Consider the following 13588-nt stretch of genomic DNA (forward strand, 5'->3'; position numbering starts at 1 on the left):
AAGCGTTTTCCTTGGAAGGATCAGAACTTATGAACGTAGGATACGCCGACAAGGAAGGGATCGATATCGGCTTTGCCGATCTTGGTTCCGTTCAGTTTGACGTCCGTGTCGATATCAAACCAACGTACGTTCAGACGGACAGCACCATTGTCCGAGACCATATAGTCCAGACCGGCCTGCAGCGAGACACCGAAAGAGTCATCGACCTTCAGATCACCCAGTGCGGACTGCTCGTCGAAGAAGATGGTGTAGTTCAGACCGGCACCGACATAGGGCTTCCATGCGCTGTTGGTCGGGAAGTGATAGTTCAGCGACAGGGTGGGCGGCAGGTGCTTGACGGTGCCAGCCTCGGTGCTTCCGCCCAGGGTTACGGTGTGCTTGAACGGTGTAGCGGCCAGCAGTTCGATGCCAAGATTGTCACGGATGAAATACTCGGCAGTGAAGATCGGGCGGGTGTCCGAGTCGATCTCGGCCTTTTGTCCGGCCAGCGTGCCATTGTCGGACTTGGGGTTGAGGTAACCGACACCGACACCGACGGTCCAATCACCCTGCGATTGGGCAAAGGCGGGGGCAGCAAGCGCCACCAGCGCGGTGGAAAGTGTCAAAGCGGCGAGTTTGTTGGTCATGGTCTTGCCTTTGGTTCAGTTGATGAGATTGAATTGACAGCCGCGCGGTCCGCGCACTCTGATCTGCATCAAATCTGTGTGACAGGGTCATCGGAGGCTTCCCCGGTAAGGCCCTTGAAAATAAGGGGATTGCAGCGTGATAGAAGCTAATCGCATACCGGGTTTGCGTTCAGCGGGGGGCTGGGACGTGCCATCTCGTCTGAATATGGCGCGTCAGTGTCTTGATCACGCGCCGGATCAGGTCGCCGTGATCGACTTGACAGGAAGCGACGAGCGGCGCGTCACCTACGGGCAGCTTGCTGAAATGACAGACGGCATCGCGCGCGCACTGTCGAAGAAAGTGCAGCCGGGGGATCGCGTGGGCGTGTTGCTCAGCCAGTCACCGTGGTGTGCGGCGGCGCATCTGGCGATCTGGAAAATAGGCGCGATCTCGGTGCCGTTGTTCAAATTATTCAAACAGGATGCCCTGCGGTCTCGGGTGGGCGATGCCGGAGCGCAGGTTGTGCTGACCGACCCGGAAGGTGCAATGCTGTTAGGAGATCTGGCAGAACCGCTCATGGCGGACCAGATTGGCGAAGACGGAGGCGTTGTGCCATTCGCTGACACCGGGCCAGAGGATCCGGCGGTGTTGATCTATACATCCGGCACCACGGGCAGTCCGAAAGGTGCGTTGCATGGCCACAGGGTGCTGACCGGCCACCTGCCGGGGGTTTCGATCAGCCATAACAACCTGTGCGAAGGCGACTGCCTCTGGACACCTGCCGATTGGGCCTGGATCGGTGGGCTGTTCGATGTGTTGATGCCTGGTCTCGCGCTGGGCGTTCCGGTTGTAGCGGCCCGGCTGGACAAGTTCACCCCCGAAGCCTGCACCGATGTGATCGCGCGCGGTGGTGTGCGGAACGTGTTCTTTCCCCCAACGGCACTTCGAATGCTCAAGGCGGCGGATCAGGCACTTCCCGGGCTACGGTCAGTCGCGTCCGGGGGTGAGCCGCTGGGGGCCGAGATGTTAGCCTGGGGGCAGGAGGCGTTCGGTCTAACGATCAACGAATTCTACGGCCAGACCGAATGCAACATGGTTGTCTCTTCCTGCTCAGATGACTTCCCGGTGCGGCCCGGTTGCATAGGCAAACCGGTCCCGGGGCACGAAATTGCGGTGATCGACGAGGACGGCAACCCGACGGCTGATGAGGGTGACGTGGTCATCCGGCGCGGCTCAGCCTCGATGCTTTTGGAGTATTGGAACCGGCCCGAGGCGACGGCTGAGAAGTTCCGTGGCGACTGGCTGATCACCGGCGACCGAGGTGTGTGGGAGGGTGAATACCTGCGTTTCGTTGGACGCGACGATGATGTCATCACCTCGTCCGGTTATCGTATCGGCCCGGCAGAGATCGAGGATTGCCTGCTGACCCACCCGGCGGTGGCAACGGTGGGCGTGGTCGGCAAGCCCGACAAGCTGCGGACAGAAATCGTCAAGGCATATGTGGTTTTGAAACCGGCGGCCGACGCCTCAGAATCCGAGTTGCAGGAGTGGGTTAAAACCCGCCTTGCGCATTATTCTTACCCCCGTGAAGTGGCTTTTGTGCAAGAATTGCCTTTGACCGTGACCGGAAAAGTAGTCCGAAAGGAATTGAAACGTCGCGCGTCTGAGGAGGAATGCCATGCCGGATAAATCCAGCGTCAGAACGGGAATTGAATTCAGCGCCACCGCAATTGCGGTCGTCGGTGCCGCCTGGGCGGGCAAGGCTTACTTCGAGACGTGGATGCGGGACACAATCGAAAATGCCGTCGAAGACAAAATTGCAGTCATAGAGCAACTGCAACTGGCGGACCTTCTAGTTTATTATGATTATCCCGACGAGGCTATTTCTGAATTGCGCAAAGTAGCCGGTCGAGTGGCGAGCCTTGATGACGAAGACAAACGAAAAATTGCATTTTATGACAACTATTTAGATGCAATCTCTGCCTCTTACAGCACCCTGAAATATGAACCCGAAATCCGCATGCTGAGAAGTGTCTTCAGCACCGAGATGCAAACCGACGGATGGCATGATGAAAATCTGGCCTATGTCTCGATGTTTCTGCCGGAAGCGCAAGCGGACGAGAACTTTTACAATCGCGAGGTCGTCGGGCGTTTCAAACTGGCCGTAAGCCAGTACGAGGCGGATGGCGCCTATGACGATATGGGAAACGCCTATCGCAACCTATCCCTGGCCTATTTGTGCCGTGGGGATAACGAAGACGCCGTCGAGGCGATGGAGATGGCGGCCGAGATGCTGCCATTTGACTACTATTTTATGGTCCCGATGTCGGATCTGGAAGATTTTCTGGAAGAGCCAGAGATCAAAAAACTTGACGCAGTTTGTTCCAGCAACGTGGCGCAAGGTTACGCGCGTCTGATGCAGAGCTTTGCAGTCAGCGAAAACCCCGTTCGAGATTTTCTAAGAGAGTACACAAGATGAAGCTCCGATCCTCTGCTTTGCCCTCGTCCAAAGGCTTCCGGGAAAACCGCGCGGCTCATCTGGACGCGTTGGCGCAAATTGCCGACGCCGCCGAGGCCGCCCGCATGGGCGGCGGCGAAAAATCCCGCGCACGGCATGAATCGCGGGGCAAGATGCTGCCGCGTCGTAGGGTGGCGAACCTGTTGGACCCGGGGTCGCCGTTCCTTGAGATCGGCGCGACGGCGGCGCATGCGATGTATGGTGACGCTGCGCCCTGTGGCGGGGTCATTGCAGGGATTGGCCGGGTGCAGGGGCAAGAGGTCATGGTGGTGTGTAACGATGCCACCGTGAAGGGTGGCACCTATTATCCGATGTCAGTCAAAAAGCACCTGCGCGCGCAGGAGATCGCCGAAGAAAACCAACTGCCCTGCATCTATCTGGTCGACAGCGGCGGCGCAAACCTGCCCAATCAGGATGAAGTGTTCCCCGATCGCGATCACTTTGGCCGCATCTTCTATAATCAGGCGCGGATGAGCGCGAAGGGCATCCCGCAAATCGCTGTGGTGATGGGGTCGTGTACGGCTGGCGGGGCCTACGTGCCCGCGATGTCGGATGTAACGATCATCGTCAGGGAACAGGGCACCATCTTTCTCGCCGGACCACCTTTGGTCAAGGCCGCGACGGGTGAGGTGGTCAGCGCCGAAGACTTGGGTGGCGGAGATGTCCATACGCGCCTGTCCGGGGTGGCGGATTATCTAGCCGAGGATGACGCCCACGCACTGGCTTTGGCGCGGCGGGCTGTCGGATCGCTGAACCGGCGCAAGCCACAGACAGTGGATTGGGCCAACCCCGAGGATCCGGCCTATGACCCCGAAGAAATTCTGGGCGTCGTCCCCGCCGACCTGCGCACGCCCTATGACATTCGCGAGGTGATCGCGCGGTTGGTCGATGGCTCGCGATTTGACGAATTCAAGCCGCGCTTTGGTGAAACGTTGGTGACCGGGTTCGCTCATGTCAAAGGCTGCCCGGTCGGGATCATCGCCAATAACGGCGTGCTGTTTTCCGAGGCTGCACAGAAGGGCGCGCATTTTGTCGAGCTGTGTTCGCAGCGCAAAATCCCCTTGGTATTTCTGCAGAACATCACTGGCTTCATGGTTGGTCGCAAATACGAAAACGAAGGCATCGCGCGGCATGGGGCCAAGATGGTAACAGCGGTGGCCACAACCAATGTGCCGAAAATCACCATGCTGGTGGGTGGCTCGTTCGGAGCGGGGAATTACGGCATGTCGGGCCGGGCTTACCAACCGCGGTTCCTATGGACATGGCCGAACTCGCGCATTTCCGTGATGGGTGGAGAGCAGGCGGCGGGTGTTCTGGCTACCGTCAAGCGGGACGGGATTGAACGCCAAGGCGGAACTTGGTCGGCGGAAGAAGAGGCCGACTTCAAGCGCCCCACGCTGGAGATGTTCGAAGAACAATCCCATCCGCTCTATGCCTCAGCGCGGCTGTGGGACGACGGAATTATCGACCCGCGCAAAAGCCGGGACGTGCTGTCCTTGTCGTTGAACGCGGCACTGAATGCGCCGATTGAGGAGACACGCTTTGGCGTGTTCAGGATGTAAGATGAGCACCGACCTGGAAAAAATAAAAGCGCGTTATCCCGATGCACAGACGTTCAAATTCGGCGACAGTGCAATCCTGAGTGCCGAGCTTTTAGCGCTGGTTCGGGCAGGGCAAAAAACGGCAACCTGCGGCGCTCTGCGCGATTATCCAGAAGGCAGCCTTGATACCCCGGTTGTTGGGCGGCGCGATATTGCCCTTGAATGGGATGATCGTCCCGCATTGGTGATTGAGACGGTCGAGGTTTCGATCTGCCGCTATTGTGACATGACCGAAGACTTCGCCTTGGCCGAAGGTGAAAACGAAACGTTAGACGGGTGGCGCGAGGCTCACCGGCGTTACTTTGAGCGTAACGGCGGGTTTGATCCCGAGATGGAATTGCTTTGCGAACGGTTCCGCCTGATCGAAGACCTGGTGGATAAGGGCTAAACTATGTTCAATAAAATCCTGATTGCCAACCGGGGCGAGATTGCTTGCCGGGTGATGGAAACCGCTCAGAAAATGGGCGTAACTTGCGTGGCTGTGTATTCTGATGCCGATGCGTCGGCCAGGCATGTGCAGATGGCGGACGAGGCTGTTCATATCGGTGGTGCGGCGCCGGCTGAGAGCTATCTCAAGGGCGACGTGATCATTCAAGCCGCGCTCGATACCGGGGCGCAGGCGATCCATCCGGGTTATGGATTTCTCTCGGAAAACCCTGATTTCGTGGATGCGGTCGAGGCGGCTGGCCTGACCTTCATTGGCCCTTCGGCGGATGCGATCCGCAAGATGGGTCTCAAAGACGCGGCCAAGGTATTGATGGAGCAGGCTGGCGTGCCGGTTGTTTCGGGGTATCACGGCGACAATCAGGACCCCGAGCATCTGGCGGGTGCGGCCGACACGATTGGCTATCCGGTCCTGATCAAGGCCGTCGCGGGTGGCGGTGGCAAAGGTATGCGGCTGGTCGAACAGCGCGAGGATTTTGCCGAGGCACTGGACAGCGCCCGGGGTGAGGCTCGCACAGCCTTTGGCAATGATGCTGTTCTAGTCGAGAAGTTCGTCTCCAAGCCCCGCCATATCGAGGTTCAGGTGTTTGGCGACGGTACTCATGCGGTGCATCTGTTTGAACGCGACTGCTCGCTGCAACGGCGGCACCAGAAAGTGATTGAAGAAGCGCCGGCCCCGGGCATGACCGTCGAGATGCGCGACGCGATGGGGCAGGCGGGCGTACGTGCCGCCGAGGCCATCGGTTACAAAGGCGCGGGCACGGTTGAATTCATCGTGGATGCCTCGGACGGGCTGCGCCCGGATCGGTTCTGGTTCATGGAGATGAACACACGTTTGCAGGTTGAACACCCGGTGACCGAGGCGATCACCGGCGTGGACCTCGTCGAATGGCAGTTGCGTGTTGCAGCGGGCGAGAGCCTGCCCAAACAGCAGAGTGACCTGTCGATCTCGGGTCACGCGTTCGAGGCGCGGCTTTATGCAGAGGACGTGCCAAAAGGCTTTTTACCGGCGACCGGCACGCTGACCCATCTGCGCTTCCCGGCGGCATGTCGTGCCGATAGCGGCGTGCGCGCGGGTGATACGATCAGCCCCTGGTATGATCCGATGATCGCGAAGGTGATCGTGCACGGCCCCACACGCGCTGTCGCATTGGAACAATTGCATCGCGCCCTGAAAGGCACTGAGGTTGCGGGGACAGTCACGAACCTTGGCTTTCTTGGCGCACTGACGCGGCATCCGGGCTTTGCCGTCGGTGATGTTGATACTGGCCTGATTGGTCGCGATCTGGACGCGCTGGCCCGTGCAGAGCCGATCCCGGCGTCTTCGATCGTCGCGGCCGCGATGACGGCTTTGGATCTGGTGGATACAGTTGAGGAAACAGGGTTTTCGCTATGGGCACCGCTGCATCGTGCGGTCCAGTTGCGGGCAGGTGATGATATTGATCTGGACGTTCAGGTAGAAGGTCAGAACCGTCAGGTCTGGCAGGTCGGAGAACACACGATCCTTGCCCAACGCGGTCCGGGCGGTTGGATGATCGACGGAGCCCCTATGCCGCGCGTGTCTGTCTCGGGTTCGCAGATCACAGTTTTTGAAAACTATGGTCAAGTCCTGGAAATTGTTGATCCATTGGACCGCGATGCCGGTGCCGCTGGCGACACCAATGTGATTGAGGCCCCGATGCCGGGTCTGGTCAAAGCTGTCTTTGCGCAGGTGGGTCAAGCCGTGCAAGAAGGCGACCGGCTGGCAATCCTCGAAGCCATGAAAATGGAACATTCCCTGCTGGCCGCCCGCGACGGCATCGTTGCCGAAGTGCTGGCGGATGCCGGGGCGCAGGTCGAGGCCGGGGCGGCGTTGGTCCGGTTGGAGGAGGAATGAACTGTCCCCTTCTCGAACAACGTGGCACAGTCGGATCGAATGCGGCAATCAGAGAAGGACACAGCAATGGGTGAACGGGTCGAAATCTTCGAAGTGGGTCCGCGCGACGGTCTGCAAAACGAAAAGCGCGAAATTGCAGTGGCGGAAAAGGTGGCTCTGGTCGAATGCCTGAGCAAGGCCGGTTTCAACCGCATCGAAGTGGCCAGTTTTGTCTCGCCCAAATGGGTGCCGCAAATGGCGGGCAGCGCGGAAGTATTAGCCGGGATCAAACGGGCCGACGGCGTCCGCTATGGCGCGCTGACGCCGAACATGCAGGGATACGAAGACGCTCTGGCCGCAAAGGCGGATGAGATCGCGGTATTCGCTTCGGCCTCGGAAGGGTTCTCAAAAGCCAATATCAACGCGACTATCGAAGAATCCATCGACCGCTTTGCCCCGATTCTTGAAGCTGCGCGCCACATCGACCTGCCAGTACGTGGGTATGTGTCTTGCGTAACTGATTGCCCCTATGACGGACCAACGCCGCCCGAAAAGGTAGCCGAAGTTGCGGACCGGCTGTTTTCGATGGGGTGTTACGAAGTATCGCTGGGGGACACGATCGGGCAGGGCACGCCCGACACTATCGCCCACATGTTGCTGGCAGTGCGCGAGCGCGTACCGATGACGCGGCTGGCGGGGCATTTCCACGACACCAACGGGCGGGCCATCGACAATATCGACGCTGCGCTGGCGCTGGGCGTTCGGGTGTTCGACAGCGCCGTTGGAGGTTTGGGTGGGTGTCCTTACGCGCCGGGCGCTGCCGGAAACGTCGCTACCGAAGCTGTTGTGGTTCATCTGGAGCGGCTTGGATATCAGACCGGCCTCGACCTTGCGGTCATCGAAGAGGCCGCGCAGATGGCGCGCGCCATGCGATCCCAGTAAGGAGCGGACATGTTTGAAACGATTGCGGTGACCACGGACGCGCGTGGTGTGGCCACTCTGACCCTGAACCGTGCGGACAAGCACAACGCCATGTCGGCGCAGATGATCACTGATCTTACGCAAGCCGCGCACCAGCTTGGAAGCGACGACGCAGTGCGTGTTGTTGTACTGACCGCTGCGGGCAAAAGCTTTTGTGCAGGCGGTGATCTGGGGTGGATGCAATCTCAGATGGCGGCAGAATCCGAGACCCGGTTTGTCGAGGCGCGTAAGCTGGCCGAAATGTTGCAGGCGCTGAACACGTTGCCCAAACCGCTGATCGGTGCGATCCACGGCAATGCCTTTGGCGGCGGTGTGGGACTGGCGTCGGTTTGTGATGTGGCGATCGGAGTGGACACGGTCAAAATGGGGCTGACAGAGACCAAGCTGGGTCTGATCCCCGCCACGATTGGCCCCTATGTCATCGCCCGTATGGGCGAAGCCCGCGCGCGGCGCGTGTTCATGTCGGCCCGGATATTCCAAGCCGCAGAAGCAGTGGAACTGGGTCTGCTGGCCAGAATTGTGCCCGCTGCCGACCTGAATGATGCGGTTGAGTCCGAAGTCCTGCCCTATCTTACCTGTGCACCCGGCGCGGTGGCATCGGCCAAGCAATTGGTACGCCAGCTGGGGCCGCGCATTGACGATGCCGTGATCGACCACACGATCCGCGAGCTGGTTGACAGGTGGGAAACCGAAGAGGCCAAGGAAGGAATCGGCGCATTCTTTGAAAAAAGAAAACCTGCATGGATTAGTAAGGTTTAGGCGCCACTTGTGATGTGGTCGCGATTGTGTGGGTGACCTTCTGTGACAGAGCTTCGATAAGTCGAATATTAACCCCCTGTGCGTTTGTGTTCGGTTGACCCTCTGACCCCGCAGGGATAGAGAATGTCCAGTCAACACGCCAATTGACGGCGCTCCCTTTCAGGGTATGCGCAGGAAAGGAGCTGTACGTGGAAGACCTATTGCGGGAGTATCTCCCGATTCTGGTGTTTCTGGCCGTAGCTGTGGGCCTTGGAATCGTTTTGATTCTGGCGGCAGTCGTTCTGGCGGTCCGCAATCCCGACCCCGAGAAAGTCAGCGCATATGAATGTGGTTTCAACGCGTTCGATGATGCGCGGATGAAGTTTGATGTCCGGTTCTATCTGGTCGCGATTCTCTTCATCATATTCGACCTGGAAATCGCGTTTCTGTTCCCCTGGGCTGTCGGCTTCAAGGACATCAGCGATGTTGGCTTCTGGTCCATGATCGTGTTCCTGTGTGTCCTGACCATCGGCTTTGCCTATGAATGGAAGAAGGGGGCCCTGGAATGGGAGTGATGACGGGTGCAAACACCGCCGGCGTCGACAAAGAAGTCGCCACCCAGGCCCTGAATGCCGAGCTGCAGGACAAAGGGTTTTTGCTGACCTCGACCGAGGACATCATCAACTGGGCTCGCACCGGCTCGCTGCACTGGATGACTTTCGGTCTGGCCTGCTGCGCGGTTGAGATGATGCACACCTCGATGCCGCGTTACGATGCGGAACGGTTTGGCATCGCACCCCGTGCTTCCCCCCGTCAGTCGGACGTGATGATCGTGGCTGGCACCCTGACCAACAAGATGGCCCCCGCTCTGCGTAAGGTTTATGACCAGATGCCCGAGCCGCGCTATGTGATCTCAATGGGCTCCTGCGCCAATGGTGGCGGCTACTACCACTATTCATACTCCGTTGTTCGAGGCTGCGACCGTATTGTTCCAGTGGACATCTACGTCCCCGGCTGCCCCCCGACCGCTGAGGCGCTGTTGTACGGTCTGATGCAGTTGCAACGCAAAATCCGCCGTACCGGCACCATCGTGCGCTGAGGAGAGAGTTGATGAGCGAAGCACTCAAAGAACTCGGCACCCAGCTGGAGTTGAAGCGAACTGATTGTGTTCTGTCCTGGGACGTAACCCATGGTGAGTTGAACGTAGATGTGGCGCTGTCGAACGTTGTGGAATTCATTGAATTCCTGAAGTCCGACCGCGGCTGCCAGTTCTCCACGCTCGTCGATATCACCGGCGTCGACTATCCCGAACGGGCCAAGCGTTTTGACGTGGTTTATCACTTCCTGTCGATGTATCAGAACCAGCGCATCCGCCTGCGGGTCTCGATCCGCGAAGAGGACATGGTGCCTTCGATCGTGGATGTGCATCCCTCGGCCAATTGGTTTGAGCGCGAAGTGTTCGACATGTTCGGCATCTTGTTCTCAGGCCACCCGGATCTGCGGCGCATCCTGACCGACTATGGATTCCGTGGCTATCCGCTGCGCAAGGATTTCCCAACCACAGGATACACCGAAGTTCGATATGACGAGGCCCAAAAGCGCGTTGTGTATGAGCCGGTGTCGCTAGTCCAGGAATACCGTCAGTTCGATTTCATGTCCCCGTGGGAAGGCGCGAATTACATACTGCCGGGTGATGAAAAGCAGGAGGCTGAATAATGGGTGGCATTTGGTGGCTGATCCTGTCTGCGCTGACCATCATCCCGATGGTGAAGATATTGCCGTTTTTCGGGATCAACAAATTCTGGTGCCTTCTCTGTCTGGTTCCCTTTGGCACGATCGCGTTGCTGTGGTGGGTCGGGCTGAAACTGCAAGAGCTGGAGCGCCGATAAGATGCTGATGCTGCTGGGGGAACTGATCGCTTTGGGTGCGCTGGGGGTCCTGCTGGCAGGGGCCGCAGCCAAGGCTGCCGAGACGGAAAAGGTCCGGGTTCGGGCTGATGCTAAAAAGAAACGGGGGCGTTGATGGACGGCTCAAGATACGATGACGGCAGCACTGACGCGCTGAGTGGAGAACAGAAGATCCGCAATTTCAACATCAACTTCGGCCCGCAACACCCTGCGGCGCACGGAGTTTTGCGTCTTGTGCTTGAGCTGGACGGCGAGATCGTCGAACGCTGTGACCCGCACATCGGCCTGCTGCACCGTGGCACTGAAAAGCTGATGGAAAGCCGGACGTATCTGCAGAACCTGCCGTATTTCGACCGTCTGGATTATGTGGCGCCGATGAACCAGGAACACGCCTGGTGTCTGGCCATCGAAAAGCTGACCGGTGTCGAGGTGCCGCGCCGGGGCTCGTTGATCCGGGTTTTGTATTCCGAGATCGGGCGTATTCTGAACCACCTTCTGAACGTGACCACGCAAGCGATGGATGTGGGCGCGTTGACCCCGCCTCTGTGGGGCTTCGAAGAGCGCGAAAAGCTGATGGTGTTCTATGAGCGTGCCTGCGGTGCCCGCCTGCACGCGGCCTATTTCCGGCCCGGTGGTGTGCATCAGGACCTGCCGCCCGAACTGCTGGACGATATCGAAGCATGGAGCCACGAATTCCCTGCCGTTCTGGACGATATCGACGGTCTGCTGACCGAAAACCGTATCTTCAAACAGCGCAACGCCGATATTGGTGTCGTGACTGAGGATGACATCCAGAAATACGGTTTCTCGGGCGTGATGGTGCGCGGATCGGGGCTGGCATGGGATCTGCGACGCGCGCAGCCCTATGAATGCTATGACGAGTTCGAGTTTCAGATCCCCGTCGGCAAAAACGGCGACTGCTATGACCGCTATCTGGTGCGTATGGAAGAGATGCGCCAGTCGCTGTCGATCATCCAACAAGCCATTGTCAAAATCCGTGACTGCCCCGGTGACGTTTTGGCACGCGGCAAGATCACTCCGCCGAAACGCTCGGACATGAAGACTTCGATGGAAAGTCTGATCCATCACTTCAAGTTGTACACTGAAGGCTTCCATGTGCCTGCCGGCGAGGTCTATGCCGCTGTCGAGGCTCCCAAGGGAGAGTTCGGCGTCTATCTGGTTGCTGATGGCACAAACAAACCCTACCGCGCCAAGCTGCGCGCGCCGGGCTTCCTGCATTTGCAGGCCATGGACCACATTGCCGGGGGCCATCAGTTGGCCGACGTCGCCGCGATCATCGGGACGATGGATGTCGTGTTCGGAGAGATTGACCGGTGAGACGCCTTGTTTTGATCCTGGCGCTTGCAGCCGCCACACCGCTACAAGCAACCTCGACCCATCCGACGGCAAAAGTGCTAGAGGTCATGCGCGAAAACGGCTGCCGGCTGGATGTATCGCGCGCCGAGGAAGCCTTTTCTGCCCATGACTTGCGACCCGAAGATGTCAGCGCTGTGATAAACTCCTGGGCTGAACAGGGGGTGGCCGGGCTGGACGGTGCGACATTCGAAATTGCTCCGGCGATCTGCGGTGCGCATGGGCTTGCGCCAGAGGATACGGCGGGCCGTGCCGATGCGCTTTATGATTTTGTGCGTCTGAACGGGTGTCGCATGGTCGAAGAAGAGGCCCAGATCAAATTGAGCCCAGCCGGTTTCACACAGGCCGAAACGCCTGATCTGATTGCCCGCCTTGTCGATCAAGGTCGTGCGCATCAGGAAGACCCCTATGTTATCGTGATCGGAGATGCCTGCTAATGCTGCGCCGTCTGCACCCCGAACAACCTGAAAGCTTTGCCTTCACTGCTGCCAACCAGCAGTGGGCCACAGCACAGATCACCAAATACCCTGACGGCCGTCAGGCCAGCGCGGTTATCCCGCTGTTGTGGCGCGCGCAGGAACAAGAAGGCTGGCTGAGCCGTCCCGCGATTGAATCTGTCGCCGACATGCTGGGCATGGCCTATATCCGGGTGCTCGAGGTTGCGTCGTTCTACTTCATGTTCCAACTGCAACCGGTTGGAACTGTCGCGCATATTCAGGTCTGCGGAACGACCTCCTGCATGATCTGTGGGGCCGAAGACCTGATCGCGGTTTGCAAGGAGAAGATCGCTGCCAAACCGCATGAGCTTTCAGTTGATGGCAAATTGAGTTGGGAAGAGGTGGAATGCCTCGGGTCCTGCACCAATGCGCCGATGGCGCAGATCGGCAAGGATTATTACGAAGATCTGACTGCTGACAGTTTTGGCAAAATCATTGACGATCTGGCCGCCGGCAAGGTGCCGACAACGGGTCCGCAGAATGGCAGATACGCGGCAGAACCGCTGAGCGGTCTGACCAGCCTCACGGACTACGATGCCGGAAAACCGCAGTACAATGCCAGTGTTGAACTGGCCGAAGAACTTGGTGATACGGTCAAGCGCATCGACGGGACCGAGGTTCCGATCCTGACGCCATGGCTGGGCAAAGACGGCAAGGCTGCGGCGACCAAGGCCGCTCCAAAGCCACCAAAGGCGCCGGCACCCGCCAAACCCGCCGTGAAGCAGGCGGAAGAGGCAAAGAAGGCGCTGATCAAAGAGGATCAGCCCGAAACTCTGACCGCCGCGCGGGATAGCAAAGCGGATGACCTCAAGATGCTAAAAGGGGTCGGGCCCAAGCTTGAACAGACGCTGAACGAACTTGGCTTTTTCCACTTTGACCAGATCGCAGCATGGACGCCGGAACAGGTGGCCTGGGTAGATGCGCGGCTGAAATTCAAGGGCCGGATCGAGCGGGACGGTTGGATCGAACAAGCAGCCCTACTGGCGACAGGCGAAGAAACCGAATTTGCAAAACGTGCCAAAGAAGACGGCACCTACCAAGACTGAATAGGACGGTGTCCGTTCGGG

At 58.8% G+C, this 13588-nt stretch carries 16 protein-coding genes; 15 read left to right on the plus strand and 1 reads right to left on the minus strand.

Translation table 11 applies throughout. The features are described 5' to 3' along the window. Nucleotides 1–20 precede the first annotated feature (20 nt). On the minus strand, nucleotides 21–626 hold the full coding sequence (locus QMP16_RS21115) for an OmpW/AlkL family protein (RefSeq protein ID WP_109310444.1): 606 nt from the start codon (nucleotides 624–626) through the stop codon (nucleotides 21–23). A gap of 205 nt (nucleotides 627–831) precedes the next feature. Between QMP16_RS21115 and QMP16_RS21120 the strand changes: the two genes are divergently transcribed. The 15 genes from QMP16_RS21120 (at nucleotide 832) to nuoE (ending at nucleotide 13567) form a co-directional block, all read left to right on the plus strand. After that, nucleotides 832–2295 (plus strand): AMP-binding protein, encoded by a 1464-nt coding sequence (locus QMP16_RS21120; protein WP_348774626.1) that lies wholly within the window; start codon nucleotides 832–834, stop codon nucleotides 2293–2295. Continuing rightward, nucleotides 2285–3085 carry a hypothetical protein gene (locus tag QMP16_RS21125; protein ID WP_282153998.1) on the plus strand — a complete coding sequence of 267 codons (801 nt, stop codon included), beginning with the start codon at nucleotides 2285–2287 and terminating at the stop codon, nucleotides 3083–3085. Before QMP16_RS21120 ends, QMP16_RS21125 begins: the two co-directional genes overlap by 11 nt. Continuing rightward, entirely contained in the window at nucleotides 3082–4686 is a 1605-nt protein-coding gene (locus QMP16_RS21130; RefSeq protein ID WP_282153999.1) for a carboxyl transferase domain-containing protein, read from the plus strand. The genes QMP16_RS21125 and QMP16_RS21130 overlap by 4 nt, the downstream gene beginning before the upstream one ends. A gap of 1 nt (nucleotide 4687) precedes the next feature. Further along, entirely contained in the window at nucleotides 4688–5113 is a 426-nt protein-coding gene (locus tag QMP16_RS21135; RefSeq protein WP_282154000.1) for an ASCH domain-containing protein, read from the plus strand. A 3-nt stretch (nucleotides 5114–5116) separates the two neighbouring features. Then, complete coding sequence (locus tag QMP16_RS21140) at nucleotides 5117–7045, plus strand: acetyl/propionyl/methylcrotonyl-CoA carboxylase subunit alpha (RefSeq protein WP_282154001.1); 1929 nt, start codon at nucleotides 5117–5119, stop codon at nucleotides 7043–7045. A gap of 66 nt (nucleotides 7046–7111) precedes the next feature. Continuing rightward, entirely contained in the window at nucleotides 7112–7966 is an 855-nt protein-coding gene (locus QMP16_RS21145; protein WP_282154002.1) for a hydroxymethylglutaryl-CoA lyase, read from the plus strand. Nucleotides 7967–7975: 9 nt separating this feature from the next. Then, on the plus strand, nucleotides 7976–8764 hold the full coding sequence (locus QMP16_RS21150) for a crotonase/enoyl-CoA hydratase family protein (protein WP_282154003.1): 789 nt from the start codon (nucleotides 7976–7978) through the stop codon (nucleotides 8762–8764). Nucleotides 8765–8952: 188 nt separating this feature from the next. Further along, nucleotides 8953–9318, plus strand: coding sequence for an NADH-quinone oxidoreductase subunit A (locus QMP16_RS21155; RefSeq protein WP_282154004.1), 366 nt, complete (start codon nucleotides 8953–8955; stop codon nucleotides 9316–9318). Next, nucleotides 9309–9842 (plus strand): NuoB/complex I 20 kDa subunit family protein, encoded by a 534-nt coding sequence (locus tag QMP16_RS21160; protein ID WP_037307875.1) that lies wholly within the window; start codon nucleotides 9309–9311, stop codon nucleotides 9840–9842. The genes QMP16_RS21155 and QMP16_RS21160 overlap by 10 nt, the downstream gene beginning before the upstream one ends. An 11-nt stretch (nucleotides 9843–9853) precedes the next feature. Beyond that, nucleotides 9854–10459, plus strand: coding sequence for an NADH-quinone oxidoreductase subunit C (locus QMP16_RS21165; protein ID WP_058274390.1), 606 nt, complete (start codon nucleotides 9854–9856; stop codon nucleotides 10457–10459). Next, the gene (locus QMP16_RS21170) at nucleotides 10459–10632 is read left to right on the plus strand and encodes a hypothetical protein (RefSeq protein ID WP_058274391.1); all 174 of its coding nucleotides are present in this window, start codon (nucleotides 10459–10461) and stop codon (nucleotides 10630–10632) included. Before QMP16_RS21165 ends, QMP16_RS21170 begins: the two co-directional genes overlap by 1 nt. Before the next feature lies 1 nt (nucleotide 10633). Further along, nucleotides 10634–10765 (plus strand): hypothetical protein, encoded by a 132-nt coding sequence (locus tag QMP16_RS21175; RefSeq protein ID WP_282154005.1) that lies wholly within the window; start codon nucleotides 10634–10636, stop codon nucleotides 10763–10765. After that, nucleotides 10765–11988, plus strand: coding sequence for an NADH-quinone oxidoreductase subunit D (locus tag QMP16_RS21180; protein ID WP_282154006.1), 1224 nt, complete (start codon nucleotides 10765–10767; stop codon nucleotides 11986–11988). The genes QMP16_RS21175 and QMP16_RS21180 overlap by 1 nt, the downstream gene beginning before the upstream one ends. Continuing rightward, nucleotides 11985–12461 carry a hypothetical protein gene (locus tag QMP16_RS21185; protein ID WP_282154007.1) on the plus strand — a complete coding sequence of 159 codons (477 nt, stop codon included), beginning with the start codon at nucleotides 11985–11987 and terminating at the stop codon, nucleotides 12459–12461. Before QMP16_RS21180 ends, QMP16_RS21185 begins: the two co-directional genes overlap by 4 nt. Continuing rightward, nucleotides 12461–13567 (plus strand): NADH-quinone oxidoreductase subunit NuoE, encoded by a 1107-nt coding sequence (gene nuoE, locus QMP16_RS21190; RefSeq protein WP_282154008.1) that lies wholly within the window; start codon nucleotides 12461–12463, stop codon nucleotides 13565–13567. The genes QMP16_RS21185 and nuoE overlap by 1 nt, the downstream gene beginning before the upstream one ends. The last annotated feature ends 21 nt before the right edge of the window (nucleotides 13568–13588 follow it).

Origin of the sequence: Ruegeria atlantica, from assembly GCF_947495585.1 — a bacterium.
GTDB lineage: Bacteria > Pseudomonadota > Alphaproteobacteria > Rhodobacterales > Rhodobacteraceae > Ruegeria > Ruegeria atlantica_G.

Excerpts from the sequence above, each read along its gene's own strand:
- QMP16_RS21170 (WP_058274391.1), top strand. The coding sequence starts at position 10,459 with ATGGGTGGCATTTGGTGGCTGATCCTGTCTGCGCTGACCATCATCCCG.
- QMP16_RS21135 (WP_282154000.1), top strand. The coding sequence starts at position 4,688 with ATGAGCACCGACCTGGAAAAAATAAAAGCGCGTTATCCCGATGCACAG.
- QMP16_RS21160 (WP_037307875.1), top strand. The coding sequence starts at position 9,309 with ATGGGAGTGATGACGGGTGCAAACACCGCCGGCGTCGACAAAGAAGTC.
- QMP16_RS21165 (WP_058274390.1), top strand. The coding sequence starts at position 9,854 with ATGAGCGAAGCACTCAAAGAACTCGGCACCCAGCTGGAGTTGAAGCGA.
- QMP16_RS21130 (WP_282153999.1), top strand. The coding sequence starts at position 3,082 with ATGAAGCTCCGATCCTCTGCTTTGCCCTCGTCCAAAGGCTTCCGGGAA.
- QMP16_RS21140 (WP_282154001.1), top strand. The coding sequence starts at position 5,117 with ATGTTCAATAAAATCCTGATTGCCAACCGGGGCGAGATTGCTTGCCGG.
- QMP16_RS21150 (WP_282154003.1), top strand. The coding sequence starts at position 7,976 with ATGTTTGAAACGATTGCGGTGACCACGGACGCGCGTGGTGTGGCCACT.
- QMP16_RS21175 (WP_282154005.1), top strand. The coding sequence starts at position 10,634 with ATGCTGATGCTGCTGGGGGAACTGATCGCTTTGGGTGCGCTGGGGGTC.
- QMP16_RS21115 (WP_109310444.1), bottom strand. The coding sequence starts at position 626 with ATGACCAACAAACTCGCCGCTTTGACACTTTCCACCGCGCTGGTGGCG.
- QMP16_RS21180 (WP_282154006.1), top strand. The coding sequence starts at position 10,765 with ATGGACGGCTCAAGATACGATGACGGCAGCACTGACGCGCTGAGTGGA.
- nuoE (WP_282154008.1), top strand. The coding sequence starts at position 12,461 with ATGCTGCGCCGTCTGCACCCCGAACAACCTGAAAGCTTTGCCTTCACT.
- QMP16_RS21145 (WP_282154002.1), top strand. The coding sequence starts at position 7,112 with ATGGGTGAACGGGTCGAAATCTTCGAAGTGGGTCCGCGCGACGGTCTG.
- QMP16_RS21120 (WP_348774626.1), top strand. The coding sequence starts at position 832 with ATGGCGCGTCAGTGTCTTGATCACGCGCCGGATCAGGTCGCCGTGATC.
- QMP16_RS21125 (WP_282153998.1), top strand. The coding sequence starts at position 2,285 with ATGCCGGATAAATCCAGCGTCAGAACGGGAATTGAATTCAGCGCCACC.